The 14,397-nt window shown below is 40.0% G+C and carries 13 protein-coding genes and 1 tRNA gene; 4 read left to right on the plus strand and 10 right to left on the minus strand.

The window, feature by feature from the left end:
* Positions 1-3: 3 nt before the first annotated feature.
* The 3 genes from H7R46_RS03630 to H7R46_RS03640 are packed head-to-tail and all read left to right on the plus strand — an operon-like array spanning position 4 to position 5,812.
* Positions 4-2,634, plus strand: coding sequence for a hypothetical protein (locus H7R46_RS03630; RefSeq protein WP_017393852.1), 2,631 nt, complete (start codon positions 4-6; stop codon positions 2,632-2,634).
* The gene (locus tag H7R46_RS03635) at positions 2,631-5,156 is read left to right on the plus strand and encodes a hypothetical protein (RefSeq protein ID WP_005064454.1); all 2,526 of its coding nucleotides are present in this window, start codon (positions 2,631-2,633) and stop codon (positions 5,154-5,156) included. Before H7R46_RS03630 ends, H7R46_RS03635 begins: the two co-directional genes overlap by 4 nt.
* A gap of 56 nt (positions 5,157-5,212) precedes the next feature.
* Positions 5,213-5,812, plus strand: a complete 600-nt coding sequence (locus tag H7R46_RS03640) for a hypothetical protein (RefSeq protein WP_000661776.1) — start codon at positions 5,213-5,215, stop codon at positions 5,810-5,812.
* A gap of 203 nt (positions 5,813-6,015) precedes the next feature.
* On the opposite strand, the gene H7R46_RS03645 is transcribed toward H7R46_RS03640, so the two are convergent.
* The 9 genes from H7R46_RS03645 to H7R46_RS03685 form a co-directional block, all read right to left on the minus strand.
* Positions 6,016-6,390: a hypothetical protein gene (locus H7R46_RS03645; protein WP_004739791.1), complete on the minus strand. Its 375-nt coding sequence runs from the start codon at positions 6,388-6,390 to the stop codon at positions 6,016-6,018.
* A complete protein-coding gene (gene dnaB, locus H7R46_RS03650) occupies positions 6,387-7,754 on the minus strand; it encodes a replicative DNA helicase (RefSeq protein WP_004739789.1) in 1,368 nt (455 codons plus the stop codon). Before dnaB ends, H7R46_RS03645 begins: the two co-directional genes overlap by 4 nt.
* A complete protein-coding gene (locus H7R46_RS03655) occupies positions 7,751-8,545 on the minus strand; it encodes a helix-turn-helix domain-containing protein (RefSeq protein WP_000020576.1) in 795 nt (264 codons plus the stop codon). Before H7R46_RS03655 ends, dnaB begins: the two co-directional genes overlap by 4 nt.
* Positions 8,546-8,694: 149 nt before the next feature.
* On the minus strand, positions 8,695-9,252 hold the full coding sequence (locus H7R46_RS03660; protein ID WP_000992316.1) for a hypothetical protein: 558 nt from the start codon (positions 9,250-9,252) through the stop codon (positions 8,695-8,697).
* 307 nt (positions 9,253-9,559) lie between these two features.
* Entirely contained in the window at positions 9,560-10,279 is a 720-nt protein-coding gene (locus H7R46_RS03665) for a KilA-N domain-containing protein (protein WP_000605667.1), read from the minus strand.
* Positions 10,276-10,497, minus strand: coding sequence for a hypothetical protein (locus H7R46_RS03670; protein ID WP_000250867.1), 222 nt, complete (start codon positions 10,495-10,497; stop codon positions 10,276-10,278). The genes H7R46_RS03665 and H7R46_RS03670 overlap by 4 nt, the downstream gene beginning before the upstream one ends.
* Before the next feature lie 171 nt (positions 10,498-10,668).
* Positions 10,669-11,949 (minus strand): hypothetical protein, encoded by a 1,281-nt coding sequence (locus H7R46_RS03675; RefSeq protein ID WP_001194248.1) that lies wholly within the window; start codon positions 11,947-11,949, stop codon positions 10,669-10,671.
* 99 nt (positions 11,950-12,048) lie between these two features.
* Positions 12,049-13,374: a tyrosine-type recombinase/integrase gene (locus H7R46_RS03680; RefSeq protein WP_016653611.1), complete on the minus strand. Its 1,326-nt coding sequence runs from the start codon at positions 13,372-13,374 to the stop codon at positions 12,049-12,051.
* Between the two features lie 170 nt (positions 13,375-13,544).
* Positions 13,545-13,617 (minus strand) — tRNA-Arg (locus tag H7R46_RS03685).
* A 308-nt stretch (positions 13,618-13,925) separates the two neighbouring features.
* On the opposite strand from H7R46_RS03685, the gene H7R46_RS03690 reads away from it, so the two are divergent.
* Positions 13,926-14,180 carry a TIGR03643 family protein gene (locus H7R46_RS03690; RefSeq protein ID WP_017386291.1) on the plus strand — a complete coding sequence of 85 codons (255 nt, stop codon included), beginning with the start codon at positions 13,926-13,928 and terminating at the stop codon, positions 14,178-14,180.
* Positions 14,181-14,265: 85 nt separating this feature from the next.
* Here H7R46_RS03690 and H7R46_RS03695 read toward each other — a convergent pair whose 3' ends face one another.
* A complete protein-coding gene (locus tag H7R46_RS03695) occupies positions 14,266-14,379 on the minus strand; it encodes a DUF2256 domain-containing protein (RefSeq protein ID WP_151292279.1) in 114 nt (37 codons plus the stop codon).
* Between the last annotated feature and the right edge of the window lie 18 nt (positions 14,380-14,397).

A 14,397-nucleotide genomic window follows, 5' to 3' on the forward strand; every position in this document is an offset into this window, starting at 1 on the left:
GATATGGATTTTTTAGCAGATGACGAATTAACGTTAAATCAGGATGATCCTCGCTTCAAACCTAAGAGTGAGCGTGGTGGATTTAGTGATGGAGCTTTAGGTATTGTTTCTGGTGTTGCCATGGGTACTGTTGAGGCAGCTACTGCACCAGATGCCTTGATACGTGGTGATAAGAAAGCAGCGGCACTAAGAGCGCAAAACCTTGAGATCTTTAAACCTGATGACTTAGGGGGAGTAGGTGAGTTTACCTATGGCCTGACTAAAGACTTCACTCGTATTGGTTGGAACGCCGTCACAACATTAGGTACAGGCGGTGTACCCGGTTTAGCATTAAATTCTGGGCTATTTGGATACCAGACCTTTGAAGCAGAGAAATCAGATTTATTGAATAAAGGAGCAGATGTAAAAACTGCTCGCACTGGTGGCGCCATTAAAGGGCTTGCAGATGCAGCAAGTTTTGCGATTCCTACCCACGGCGTTGCTAAATCAGTGGTCGCTGATGCTGTGGCCACTACTGCGCTGGCTACTGGGGCAGGGGTCGCTGGTGATTATTTAGAAGGTTCGTTTCTTAAAACCAATGAAAATAAAAAGGTCGCTCAATACGGTGAGGCATTAAAGGAAAATGCTTTAAGTCCATCCACATTAGCAGCAAACGGCGGGATGGCCTTATTACTCAACTTGTGGGCGAACAAAGGGCGTTTACGACCAGAGCAGATTAAAGACCATAGTAATGTAGATACTATGAATGATGCGGCTCATATTCAGGCCAACATCGAGCATGCAGAGGGTACGAATCCATTTAGCCCAACTAATGCAAAAGAGGCCAATTCACACTTTGATGCATTGGATAGTGCAATGGAGAGTGCATTGAATGATGAGCTGGTCAGCTTAAAAGCACCAGTGACAGGCACACCTAAAGCAGTAGTAACCAGTACACCAGTGGTACCAATAACAGGTACACCGAAGGCTATTGTAAGACCAAGCGCTATCAATACTGATGAACATAAAGCGCCAGTAATAGCCGATGTCTTGACTAACCCTGTATTTGATAAAAAACCGTGGACAAAAACGATTGTCCAGGAAGCCTCTAAACGGGGTATCAATCCAGTGGATGCCTTAATCATTTCCCATTTGGAAACTGGTGGCACCTTCAGCACTTCAATCCAGCCAAAGGACAGAAACGGTAAGTTACTATCTTCCGCTACCGGCTTATTCCAGACTTTGGATAGCACCTTTGCCCGTATGGGAGGTAAGAACAAGTTTGATGGCAATGATCAAATTAAAGCGGGCCTGAACTACTACGAACATAACTCCAAGGTTTTTCGTACTCACTTTAATCGAGATCCGAATGGCCTAGAGCTTTACTACCTGCATTTCTTTGGTGAGGGTGGTGGACCAGCATTTTTAAAGGCTAAGGATAATGAGCTTTTTGTTGATGTGGCCACACGCTGGAGTAAAGGCAATCAGAAAAAGACTGCAAGACAGATTGCAGAAGGTATCACTTCAAGTCATCAATTCAATGGTATGACCGTAGGACAAGTAAAGGCCAAATACGAAAAGCGCTGGAACGAAATCGCAAGTCTTTATAGTGATGTTAGTCCAGATGCTTCAGTAAGATCTACTGAAGTCCGAGGGAGCGAATCAGAGTTCCCACAGTTTGAGTCTGATATAACTGCGCCACCTGCTTACAAGTCCCAATCTGATGCTGAAATTGAAGCAATGCCTTTTGTACTCAGTGCAGATGAGCATAGTGTGAAGTCACTCCAGGAAGAGTTTGAAGCCCTATCTTCTCCATTGACCAAGGAGGATCTGGAATACCTCAAGGCTACGGCGCATTATCAGTATTCTGAAGGTGGTGCTTACCGAACGCCGTATGTTGAACCTCAAGTCGATTTATCTGGTCCCGGTAATAGCGCTAACCGTAATTTGGATACATTGGACTCTGATCTTTACCAGCTTGAGCCAGAACAACAACGCGTTATTCTTCCAGGTCCAGAATCGAACACTTTAGATATCAATACCAGAACATCAGATTCAAATATTCAGCAAAACTCAATTATCGCAGGGGTAGATAATTGGACTCCAACCAGATCGCAAAACTACCTTAAACGAGAGCGGTCAATGGATGATGGGGGAGTTATTCAAGAGCTACACAATAGTACTTCTAATACGACATTCCAGCGCCAAGTTAATCAAGATGGCACCATTAGCCCGGTAAAGGCTACACGTAATGGAAATGACCTATTTGCCCATCCTGCTAATGGTAAAGCCGATAGTCCTGAATTAACTGCGGTACAGCATAAAGCTACTCAGGCATTGGAACGGGAGTTTTGGAAGCCAGGTAAATCTAAGGTTGATGGTGCACCGGACTTAACCAAGTCTAGTAAAGGGGAATACGGTGCATTCACTGACACGGCAGACGGCAGGGAAGCAGTTTCAATTCTGGAAGCAGATCCCGATATGGAAGTGACCTTTACGCGTCTGGATGAAAACGGGGATGAGGAAATTGTGACGATGTCATCCCGAGATCTATTGGACTATGTCAAAGAGCAAGAAGAAATCGCAAAAGATGAAATTCAGGCAGTGAAAGCATTGGCAAGCTGCGCATTAAGATTTGGGAGTGAAGCAGCATGAGAGCTGAATGTAGAGAACAAGTTGCAAAGGCATTAGGTAAAAGAAAATTAAGTGCAGCTGATAGTAATCGTATTTCATCACTGTATATCCGGGCACAAAATACTCTGGCCAGAACAGATCCTGATTGGATGTTTAAAAGTCCTGCTGAACGTGCTGAAGCGATTGCGCAGAAAACTGCTACGGATCTCGCCGTCCAGATCGCTAAGAACAATCAGAACATTGCCCGGGATGCCATCATCAAGGCTCAGCTACAGAACGAAATCTATAACCATCCTAAATTAAACCCGGTCCAAGCTTTAATGCGGAAGATTGCATACTTCTCGGATCAGAGTGGTATCCAGTCTATAGAGAAACAATCTCAAGCATTGCATAGCCGCTGGATGTCATTGGTTGCCGATGTGTTTACCAAGACACAAGAGCGCTTTGGTATGTCAGTGAACAAGGCAATGACTGACGACATTATCCGGGTCATGTTTGGTGGCAAATCTGATAATCCAGAAATTACGGCGATTGCCAAGGAAGTAAGTGCAGCCCTGGAGGAAATGCGTTTAGCCTTCAACCGGGCTGGTGGGAATATTAAGAAGCTCGATAACTTTGGCTTTATGACATCACATGATCAGAAGAAAGTAGCCCTAACAGATCAATCAGAATGGGTGAACGATGCATTGGCTGGAGTAGATCGTAATCAGTATGTCAAAGAGACTGGTGAGTTGATGGATGAGCTGGAGCTTAAATCCATGCTTGAGGAGATTTATAAAACCATCTCAACCAACGGCGCTAACAAAGACTTACTGATACTGAATAAACAGGCCAAAGCAGGGGCATCGCCTGTAGGTGGTCGCTCCAAGATGGCGAATCGTCACCAAGAGTCCAGGGCTTTGCATTTCAAGGATGGTGACGCATGGCTGGCGTATCAGAAGAAATATGGAACTTATGATGAAGCAGGGTTTCATGAGATTCTGAAAAACCATACTCACCGCATGAGTACAGAAGTGGCCATGATGCAGAACCTTGGATCCAATCCTCGTAATACATTTGAGTCGTTATTGGATGAAGCCAAGATCAAACTGAAAGCAGATCCACAGAATGGCATGAAACATGGTGAGATTGATAAGCAGGCTCATCGGGCCATGTCCATGTATAACACTCTGGATGCCAATACCCGGGCGATTGATTCAACCTTAGGTAACGTTATGGGTGGATTACGTGCCTTAATGGTTGCATCTAAATTAGGTGGCACCACGCTGACGACCTTTGGCGACCATGCCAGTATGAAGAAGGTCGCTAATATGCTGGGCCTGTCCTATACCAAATCGATCCTCCCTGAATACATGAAGCAATTGAAACAGGGTGCCACACGTGATGAAGCATTGCGGTTTGGCCTTGGGATTAACGAAATGGCCGGTTCAATGACCCGTTTCGGTGATGCTGATATTGTCAGTAGTGCTACCAAGTCAGGCCGCTTTAATGCACGTATGCAGGCTTTTGCTGCAACAACTATGAAACTATCAGGACTGAACGCCGTCACCGCAGGAGCGAAACGAGCGCTTAATCTGGTGCATATGAATAAGCTTGCTGAAATGACCCGTAAAACGGATTGGAAGGATCTTGGTGCAGATGATCTTAAGATCCTGCAGGGGAACGGTATTACCGAACGTGACTGGCAGTTGTGGCAGCAGCTGGAGCCAAGTAAGCGTGAAGATGGGACGGCGGTACTTTCGCAGAATGATTTTTTTAATGCACCAGATGATGTGATTAAGCAGTTTTTGCCATTGGACAAGCAGGATAGTGCGAACGCCATTGCTGACTTCCGCTATAAGGCTGCAATGAAGTATCAGACTCATATCTTCAATGAGGAATCCGTAGCTATCATTGAGGCCGGTGTACGTGAGCGCAGCATCATTAACTTAGGTGAAGCCGGAACTATCCAAGGGGAATTGGGCCGAACCTTATTCCAGTTCAAAGGCTTCCCATTGGCTTATATGTTCCGTATTGGTCATCGTGCCTTTGCCCAGGGAGACATTAAGAGCAGAGTGACGTTCCTAGCTTCGCTACTGGCTTATCAAACTTTAGCAGGTGCATTGATCGTCCAGACTCAGAACTTGGCCAATGGTAAGAATCCGGAGCCTGTATTCACGATAGATTTCTTTGGTAAGTCACTTCTTAAAGGTGGAGGACTTTCATTCCTAGGTGACATCATGTCTGCGCTTTCAGATCCAACTGGTCGAAGTGCCTCAGACTTTATCAGCGGTCCATTATTAGGCCAGAGTATGAAGCTGGGTATGTTGCTCACAGGTATGGGGAACAACATAATTGAGGGCAAAGAGTCTACTCGGATGATGGAAGTGGCAAATACATTGAAGAGTAATATTCCATTGCAGAACCTTTGGTACAGTAAGTTGGTAGTTGATCGTATGCTGTTTTCTAAAATGCAGAATATGATTGATCCTGATTATTTACCAAGAACACAGCAACGGCTTGAGAACTTGGGTAATAGTTACTGGTGGGATTTATCAGAATAAAATTAGGAGCTTCAGCTCCTTTTTTATAATATGGTATTAACTATCACACTTTAAAAATGAAAGAAATGAATAAATTTTTACTTAAGGTATTAATGTCTTTAGCATGCTTTAGTGCATTTAATTGTATCGCTGTGGCAGCTTCAGAATTTGATATAGCTGATATCTTTAACTCTGATGGGACACCTAAAGAAGGATCTATCAATGGAGTTAAATTTATTTCAGCTAAAGAGAATGGATTACTAACTTTAGCCCTATTTGATAGTGAGTCGATTCCAAACAAGAGCGGTGATAATTACTGGTTTTTAAGCTGTAACTCTTACAAAGATAATTATAATATGAATGCAGTTATATGCGGAGCACAGAGAGGGGAATTCAAAATTTTGTTGGGCTCGTTAGGATATATTATTGAAATGGAAAATAAGCCAAGAGGTGGGGGACGCTATATAGTGGCATTTGATAAGGAGCCTAGTTTTGAGGCAACTTACCGTATTGTTGATAAGGTCGAAGTTAAGAAATTCTTAGCCAAAATGATCGATTCAAAAAAGATGCAGTACTCTTATAAAAATGAGAAAAATAAATATATTTCTAATGAAAGAAAAATTCAGAATACAGGCCTAACAATTTCTCTCCTCAAAGATATGAGAGATTATTATTAAATTGGTCAAAAAATATAAAAATCTACTGTTACACGATAAAAAATGGACAATTTAAGGGTGTTACATGATAATTGTTTGAGGTGTTACACGATAAAAAAAGGTGTGTTACATGATAGTCTACTGTCTGTTACACGATAAAAATACTGAATAATGACTACTTACTAACATTTTTAAAAGCCCTATTTAGGGCTTTTAAATGATATTTAAAGTAACCCTAATTGACCAATATCGTATTTATATGTTTGCCATTCACCTTCGCGTGGGAATCTATCAATCCCGGTTTCATTCTTCCAAAGTTCAATAAATGCTTCACCATTTTCATAGTTAGGTACTCCACCACGTGCCCATTCGCTAACAGTAGATGCACCTGATATTGGTAATACAAAGGCTATTTTCTCATGTGACCATCCAAGGTTACGCAAATCTACAATCATTCTGTTGAAGTCTGGGCGCTTATATCCTCGGCGCTTAATGAAGAACTCTTTTACTTTTTTTTGGGTTTTCAGATTTTTAAATCTTTCAGCAGGTGAATTCTTAAATACAGTCGAGTCTATACAACTGTTATCCACAAACATCATATTGTTGCTCCTTGGATTTGATTAAGTGCTTCATGATCTAAATTAGTAAATTGGCAGTACTTCAATTGAGCATGCATGTACGCGGTACCAGCTTCGCCGTGGCGGTTCTTTCCTACAATAGCCTCAGCAATACCCCGGTATTGAGATTCCTTGTTATAAACTTCGTCTCTGTACAAGAAAATAATTTGGTCGGCATCTTGTTCAATTGCACCTGATTCGCGTAGATCCGACATCATTGGTCTTTTGTTTGGTCGCTTCTCTAGTTCACGGTTGAGCTGAGATAACAGGACTATGACGCAATTAAATTCTTTGGCCATGGCTTTAAGTTCACCAGTGAAGTAGGCGATTTTTAAATCTTCTCGGGCAAACTGTTTTGTAGTCTTCATGATCTGAAGGTAATCCACCAGTACCACACCAACGGTACCGTACTGATGTTTTACTTTACGGATAGATTCCCTGATATTCGCTATCGAGGGACGAGACATATCATTGATATACATCGGTACTTTTTGAAGCATCGCAACGGCGTTTGTATATGCTGTAAATTCCTCTTTAGGTAGTAGATGAGGGGAATTGCGTACTACTCCAATATCTGCCGGTGCAATCGCGCAACAGAGACGCATGGCAATCTGCTCTTTAGGCATTTCGCCAGACATGATGAGGGTAGGCTTTTTCTGTACGACTGCTACATTGTTTGCGATGAGCTGGAGCATCGTAGTTTTACCCATCGCGGGCCGTGCAGCCACCACCATTAGACATCCAGGTTCGACATCGCCTAACTTTTTGTCTAAGTCATATATACCGGTCTGGATTCCTTTAATCATCGAATTGCCAGCAAGTGCAGCTTCAATCTTACGGTGCATCTCAAGAAATGTATTGGATGCAGCATCATGAATATGAAAGAGTGATTCACTTCCAGTTTCAGTATTCAGATCTGCAAAAGCAGTTTGTGCATTCTGGACCAGCTCACCACGGCTCACAGTTAAGTTCCGAGCATGATTAATCACCTTCATGGCTTCAGCTTCAACTTGCCTGCATGTCGTAAGATCCTTCAATTTCTCAGCATAAGACACCAGGTTATAAAAGCTGGAAGGGGCATCACCTAAAATTTGCATGATGTATTGCTCACCACCGGCAGCTTCAGAATAGTTACGCATTTCTAACCACTGGTTAACCAATACGGCGTCATATGGTGAATTTTTAGAATCAAGATCTACTATGGCCTGAAAAATTAGTTTGTGGCGTGTAGCGTGGAAATCTTCCTCGGTCAGTAGATTTTCAACTTGGCTATACGAATTTGAAACAGTCATCAGCGCTGCAAGTACAGCTTGTTCAATTTGTAGATTATGAATCGGCGTATTCATTGAGGACCTCCTAATAGGCTCTTAGGCTTAGTCGGTAAATTAAGAAATGGTTGAGCAGTATTAGCTTGCTGTCCGGTTAGAGACTGAATGCCATATTCAGGATTCTGCTTTTTGTAGCGTTCAAACTTGTCTACGATCCAAGCCGTGAACTTATGAAGTTTTTTACTGTCAGATAGTCCGCTGTTATCAAAATAAGAGTTGAATGCACTCAGCTCGAATTCAAAGCTAGGTAGGCCAAAGATTAGGTCTATATTGTTGCTGTGACCTGCCATCTTTATCTTTGTTATCAACTGATCCACATCAGGAATCCAGTCATGCTCTTGAGAGAGATTCATTGGTAGATTCCCTGATAGGTTCTGCACCCCGTTTTTGGGATCATTCAACATCCCGTTTTTGGGGTTATTCAAAGCACTATTTTTGGGATCATTCCCATTTTTGGAATCATTCCGTTTTTGGGATTGTTTAATGTTCCCGTTTTTGGGTGTATTAGCATCATCTAGATTTTGGGTGTATTCCTCGCGACCCTTTACGCCGTTGAGCTTGAGAACACGAACACGTCTGGTAGGTCCTGTGCGCTCTCCAGTATCTTCGACCAGACCAAGTTTAATTAACTCTAAAATAACTTTTTGAACTGTTTTTTTATCCAGCACGGTATCTTTAGCCAAGCGCTCTATGCTTGGCCAAGCCGTATGTTCTTCACCGGCCCGATCTGCTAATGAAAGCAGAACGAGACGTTGTGATGAGTTATTTACTGGAGCAGCCCAAGCCCACCGTGTTGCATCAATGCTCACTGGATCCTCCTTGCTGATAAATTTTGTTTAGCGCATTTACCAGCCGTTCGCCTGTAATTTTCACCAGGCTAGGATATGTGGGAGGAAGTGGGTTCCTTGGTGGAGTGGCTTCTTCTGCTTGTGCTGTTTTATTCAAATCTCGAGAAGGCTTATCCATTTTTAGTAGCCTCCCATTCTGATTCATACTTTTCGCTTTCAATATCGAATGTATTGCTATGAGTTTCGGCCAAGTACGCGGCGATATGAATTAAGCGTTCAAGAGTCGCGAAGACGGCGCCATGAGTATTTTGCTTAATAGCCTCTTTGATTATTTCGACTTCATCTTTAGCTTCATAAAACATGGTCTCAAGCCATGATGTATTTTCATAAGCTAATGAGTATGCATAGTACAGATCACCAGCATCGTACTGATCATCAGGCTTATGCGTATGTCTGTTAAGTTCACGCATGTAAGTGTCTGCTTGACTGTTAGCAAGCTGCTGGGAAATTATTATTAGATTTTCTAGTTCAGCAAAAGCAGAGGAGTCGGCTTTATCATTTTCTTGTACAAATGCTTTAACGAAAGCCGTTGCTTTGTTGATCTGGTTAGCCAAAGTTCGAAGTTGTGTGGCAGCTTCAGATGCAAGTGAATAGGCACTGATAATATCAGCGACACTGTAAAAAGGAATTGATTGTTCTGGAAATTGAATTTGTACTTTAGCGTTCATGATGAATGCGCTCCTTGTGTTTGTTTAGGAGCTTTACCAGTCACGACCAAGTGAGGGTGGCAAAGCTGAAAAGGGTTGGTCGACAGGTACACAAGAGACCTGCACATCCGAAGATGTCCCTCTCCAGCTTCACCATAGAGATGCAGAAGCATAGAGATTTTACGCATAAAAAAAGCCCGTAGCGGACTGTATGCGCTTGTGTATTCATAGCCGACCAAAGCTAATCTAGTGATTTTGCACCAGACAGACTTAATATAAATCAATAAAATTAATTTGAAAAGGGCGAAGTTAAAAATAGGTGAATATTTCATGAAATAACCCCTTCACTTACTAATTTTTGAATTACCCAAGCTTCGCCTTTCGTCGTAAACATTGGTTGTGAGTAACCCAGATCAGTTTGTTTTAATTCGCCAAACCCTTTATCGATAAACCATTGTTGAAATACACGTGCACGCTTTACGCCGTGGCTATAAACTTTGAGAGAGTCCAAAAGCTTATTTAAGGCTATAGCGGATAAACCAATTTTCTGAGCTACTTGAGTCGCATTGAGTAAAGTGTCACGAACTACAATTTTTTCGTAGTAATCAACCTTTGGTTTATCTTCTTCAATTTTTCGTGCCTGATCTGCTGCTAACTGAAGTGCTTCAGAGAAAGATTGAGGGAGTTGTGGTCTTTGAGTGATCAGTGCATCAAATGTATTGATAACTTTTAAATTGAATGATGGGCTAATCCACATAGCGTATGCATAAACAATTTGCTTAACAGCATATGTACCTTGATTTAAGCCCCCGCGTACCACTTCGACAGGGGATACAGGGATTCCTGTATCGATTAAAGCTTGAACAAGTTCTTGAGTTTGTTTGTTTTCAAGGAAGTACTGAGGCTGGTTTTTACGTTCCCCACCACTGGCTTGATGTAGGTCATTTAGGCAAAAACGCCCAAGTTGATCTTGATGAATTGTAGCTCCATCAATATTTATTTGAACTGACGAAAGAGTTATTAAGTTTTTAGAAGCATTCATAATCATGCCTCCATTTGAGCTGCAGCAGCTTCTTTCTTGTTATTGTGCCATTCAATAATATCCTGATAATCAAAGAAAACGGGCGCTTGTTTTGATGTACCCATCTTCATCGGACGTGGAAATGTAGGATCTTTGCGTATAGTGTGTCGAAGGGACTCACGTGTTACATCAAGTAGCTGACAAGCAGTACCAAATTGAATTCGGATTGGTTTTGTTTGAACCATGTTGATAACCAAGTTTGCAAGAACATGGTTGTAATTAATCAGAAAGTTATTGGGGTGACGAAGACCCAAAGGGGTAACTGTATTATTGTTTATTAGGCGTTACCCCAAATTTAAGTGTTTATATTTAATAGGTTTTATGGGGTAACACCTTTAGTTATTTTTTCTTTAGAACTATTTGATTTTTGAGTTACCTCCAGTTTTTGCATTGGGGTGACGGCAAATCTTGTCTATACACTTTTTCATATAGTCATTATTAGTAAATTCTGGATAATTATCTCCGATCCAATCCATCACAGTGCTTTGTTTTGGAGCTATATCTGTTTCTGGATTATATTTTATCCAAAATTCTTGAATTACTCCTTTTATTGCTTTTAATGCAGGTGTTAAGTATTGATTGGGATCTACTTGAGTGATCATAGTATTAACTTGGGGCTCTTTAGCTCCCAATACAGTGCTAGAATGAAATTTTAATTTTTCTATTTCAATCAGTTGTTTAGACACTTTAAAGCGTAAATAATTAATTTCTGATAAAGGATCTTCAATGTTTGAAAAGTCTATAACCTCTGGTTTAGGTCTTTTTCGACCTTCAAAATAAAAAAGATAAGGAGCACATCTACCTTCAAAGTTCCTTTTATTAAAATTATTTATTACGTATCCGCGGTTAACTAGGAATTCTGCTAGATCAAGTTGGGGGATATCCGTTTCGTTGACACTTTTTAAGATTTCAAGTTCGATAGCTCTTTGAATTAAGACTAAAGCATCATAAGTTTTGGGATAATTCATTTTAAATTGATCTTTATTATTTTTGTACAACAATACAATTATATCCGGATCATCCTTTGATATTAAACATGCAGCTTCAATGGGAGTAAAAAAATCGTTTTTAAACAATTTTGTTAAAAATGGTCTGTCTGAATAATCCAAAAAAGCAACAGGTTTAGGTTTGTTATTAGGATTTAAAATATTTTTTACTTCATTTACATGAAAAACAATTTCTTTAGACTTAAAAGGATTCCCTTCAAAATACTTTATTTCGTGTAACCATCTTTTTTCTTGAATGTCATCATCAATCATTTTAGGTAAGGCTTTAAGATACTCATCTTGTTTAAGATATGGAAACTCGGTATTAGGTGAAATATAGTCAATAATTTTTTCAACATCAAAAAACACACCACCAGTTTCTGAATTTGAGTGATCTATATAATCAATAAAATCTGTAACGTAGATATAGCCTTTAAATGCTTTTGACCAACTCACAGTTCTACTATGAGCAATAGGATCACGTTTGTCTAAACCATTTTGGAAACGTTCCTCATGAATACAAATAATATTACCTTCGAAGTATAAACAAGGATGTAATTCACCGAGTCTACAATGATGTTTAATTGTACTAATATTCAACTTATTTTCTGAAGCGACTAAAAGTTCATCTAAAGTATATAAAGTTTGCATTCTTGCCTCCCACGGCACCCCCAAATAGGAGCTAAGCCAATCGGATTGGGTATCCGACTTTCGGGAGCTAACCTAGGCTTAGCAAACTGTTAAAATTGATTATTTCATCAATTTCGCATACTTAAATTGTATGATCTCGTCACCTAAAATCTGTGCTGTATAATCATATGGACTAATACTTGTTTCTTTAGTTGCATCTAAATAACTACTCCACCAATTGAGCATTGTTTTTCTTTCTTCTAAGAACTCTGCTTTATGGGTATATGCAAGTCGTACATTATTACGCTCTTGATGACTCATTTGTTTTTCGACAGCATCTTTTTGGAATAGTTTACTTTGGATTAGGGCGGCACAGGCCATACCTCTAAATCCATGGCCACAAACTTCAGTGTTTGTGTCATATCCAAGACGGCGTAGAGTTTTATTGATAGTAGATTCACTCATAAAACCATGCGGATCGCCGTTTTTAGGAAAAACATTTTGAGTGTGTCCGCTGTATTTGTAGATCTCTTTTATTATATTTAGTGCCTGATTCGAGAGAGGAATTAAATGAGGTGTCTTCATTTTCGCACCACGATGAGAATATTTGTAACCTTCTACAAAATCTCTAGTTGGGGGAATCGTCCAAATAGCATTCTCAAAATCAAATTCCTTCCACCTTGCAAATCTAATTTCACTTGAACGAGCAAAGGTATGTAATGCAAATTCAACACATAGTCGAGTAAGTGGATGACCTGTATCGGAAGCTAATTTAGCTTGTAACTCGGGTAATCTTTCTAAAGGTAGTTGAGGGTGATGTTTAGTTTTCTTTGAAAGAATGAAAATATCTTGAAGACCATAGGCTGGATTGCTTTCAATAAATCCTTTTGACATTGCAAATGCAAAAATACTTGTTAGCCGTTGCCGGGTTTTTTTTACAACTTCGGTATAACCTAGATCCTCAATACTTTTAATTACTTGAATCAGTTCTTTTGGCTTAATTGCATCAATAGGTTTTTTCCCCAGTTTTGGAAAAACATACTCTTCCATATTCTTAAGAGCTCTTTCTGCTGTTTCAGTTCCCCAGCGTCCAGTATTTTTATATGCTGTATGCCATTCTCGAGCTATAGATTCAAAATTATATTTATTGTCTAGTTTAGCCTTTTGTATTTCGCTGTATTCAATTGGATCTATTCCATTGGCTAATAGTGTCTCCAATTCACGGCGCTTATCTCTGGCTGCTTTTAAACTTAAAGCAGGGAAGTTACCCAATGTCATTAAGCCATCTTTACCATTAGCTCTTTTATATTTAAATCGCCATACTTTTGAGCCACTTTTACGAATGAATAGAATCAGCCCATGACCATCGTATAAGGAATAATCTTTTTCCTGCGGCTTTGCACCGGTGCATTTGGAGTCGGATAGCGGAATAGTTTTCTTAGCCATGGCAGAATAAGGATACGTATTGAGTAGAACTTTATATATCCTCAATCATATCCTTAAATATTGCAACTATATCCTTATGTATTTATCTATATTCTTCTATGATTTGTATATAAATATTTGAATAATAATTACTTTTAACTAAATTGTTTTATATTTTGCTATTAGGTTTGTGCGCCCTGCGGGACTCGAACCCACGTCGGTCGCTTAGGAGGCAACTGCTCTATCCAGTTAAGCTAAGGGCGCATAATTTTATGATTATAAACAAAAAAGCTATTGCGAAGGCAATGGCTTTTTTACGTTTTAGTTATTAAAAATTTTGCCAGAGTGGCCAATAAAGATAAAGTTGAACCATTCAACGGTTTCAAACACTTATATCTGTAGAAAAACAGTTTATAAAGCTAAAAAATCACAAAAACTTCATGTTGATCTTTCTATGATCTGAAGCAAAACACGAAAAGGTTTAAGACAAGCAATTGAGTAGATGAAACTGTTCCCGAAAGGTTGTTTGTTAAAAATCAGATTTAGCTACCTATAATTCAAAAGGGCATAGCATGAAAAAAATTGATGAACAGGACTTATCTAGAATTATTGAAATGGCATGGGAAGATCGAACCCCATTTGAAGCAATTGAGCGAGAATATGGCTTAAGTGAAAGCGAAGTGATTCGTTTAATGAGATATAACCTGAAAACCAATAGTTTTAAACTTTGGCGTAAACGTATGGCAGGGCGTAAAACTAAACATCAACAATTACGTTCACCAGCCGTTGAACGAGCTTACTGCTCTCGTCAGTATAAATATGCTTAACATCATCATATATAACCAATTGAAATACATCTGATTCAACAATGAAGAGTCGTGTTGAATCAGTTAAAATAATCTGGTGAAATATTTACTTATTTGAACGGGCTTGTCTTTTACATCTTTCAGAGCAATATTTTACTTCTTCCCAGCAACGTTCCCATTTTTTTCGCCAGTCAAAAGGGCGTTGGCAATAGACACATATTTTCTAGGGTAGATGCTG

It is taken from the genome of Acinetobacter sp. BEC1-S18-ESBL-01, from assembly GCF_014169935.1.
GTDB classification, from domain to species: domain Bacteria; phylum Pseudomonadota; class Gammaproteobacteria; order Pseudomonadales; family Moraxellaceae; genus Acinetobacter; species Acinetobacter pittii.

Excerpts from the sequence above, each read along its gene's own strand:
- H7R46_RS03675 (WP_001194248.1), bottom strand. The coding sequence starts at position 11,949 with ATGCAAACTTTATATACTTTAGATGAACTTTTAGTCGCTTCAGAAAAT.
- dnaB (WP_004739789.1), bottom strand. The coding sequence starts at position 7,754 with ATGAATACGCCGATTCATAATCTACAAATTGAACAAGCTGTACTTGCA.
- H7R46_RS03665 (WP_000605667.1), bottom strand. The coding sequence starts at position 10,279 with ATGATTATGAATGCTTCTAAAAACTTAATAACTCTTTCGTCAGTTCAA.
- H7R46_RS03645 (WP_004739791.1), bottom strand. The coding sequence starts at position 6,390 with ATGATGTTTGTGGATAACAGTTGTATAGACTCGACTGTATTTAAGAAT.
- H7R46_RS03660 (WP_000992316.1), bottom strand. The coding sequence starts at position 9,252 with ATGAACGCTAAAGTACAAATTCAATTTCCAGAACAATCAATTCCTTTT.
- H7R46_RS03640 (WP_000661776.1), top strand. The coding sequence starts at position 5,213 with ATGAAAGAAATGAATAAATTTTTACTTAAGGTATTAATGTCTTTAGCA.
- H7R46_RS03690 (WP_017386291.1), top strand. The coding sequence starts at position 13,926 with ATGAAAAAAATTGATGAACAGGACTTATCTAGAATTATTGAAATGGCA.
- H7R46_RS03680 (WP_016653611.1), bottom strand. The coding sequence starts at position 13,374 with ATGGCTAAGAAAACTATTCCGCTATCCGACTCCAAATGCACCGGTGCA.
- H7R46_RS03670 (WP_000250867.1), bottom strand. The coding sequence starts at position 10,497 with ATGGTTCAAACAAAACCAATCCGAATTCAATTTGGTACTGCTTGTCAG.
- H7R46_RS03630 (WP_017393852.1), top strand. The coding sequence starts at position 4 with ATGGATTTTTTAGCAGATGACGAATTAACGTTAAATCAGGATGATCCT.
- H7R46_RS03635 (WP_005064454.1), top strand. The coding sequence starts at position 2,631 with ATGAGAGCTGAATGTAGAGAACAAGTTGCAAAGGCATTAGGTAAAAGA.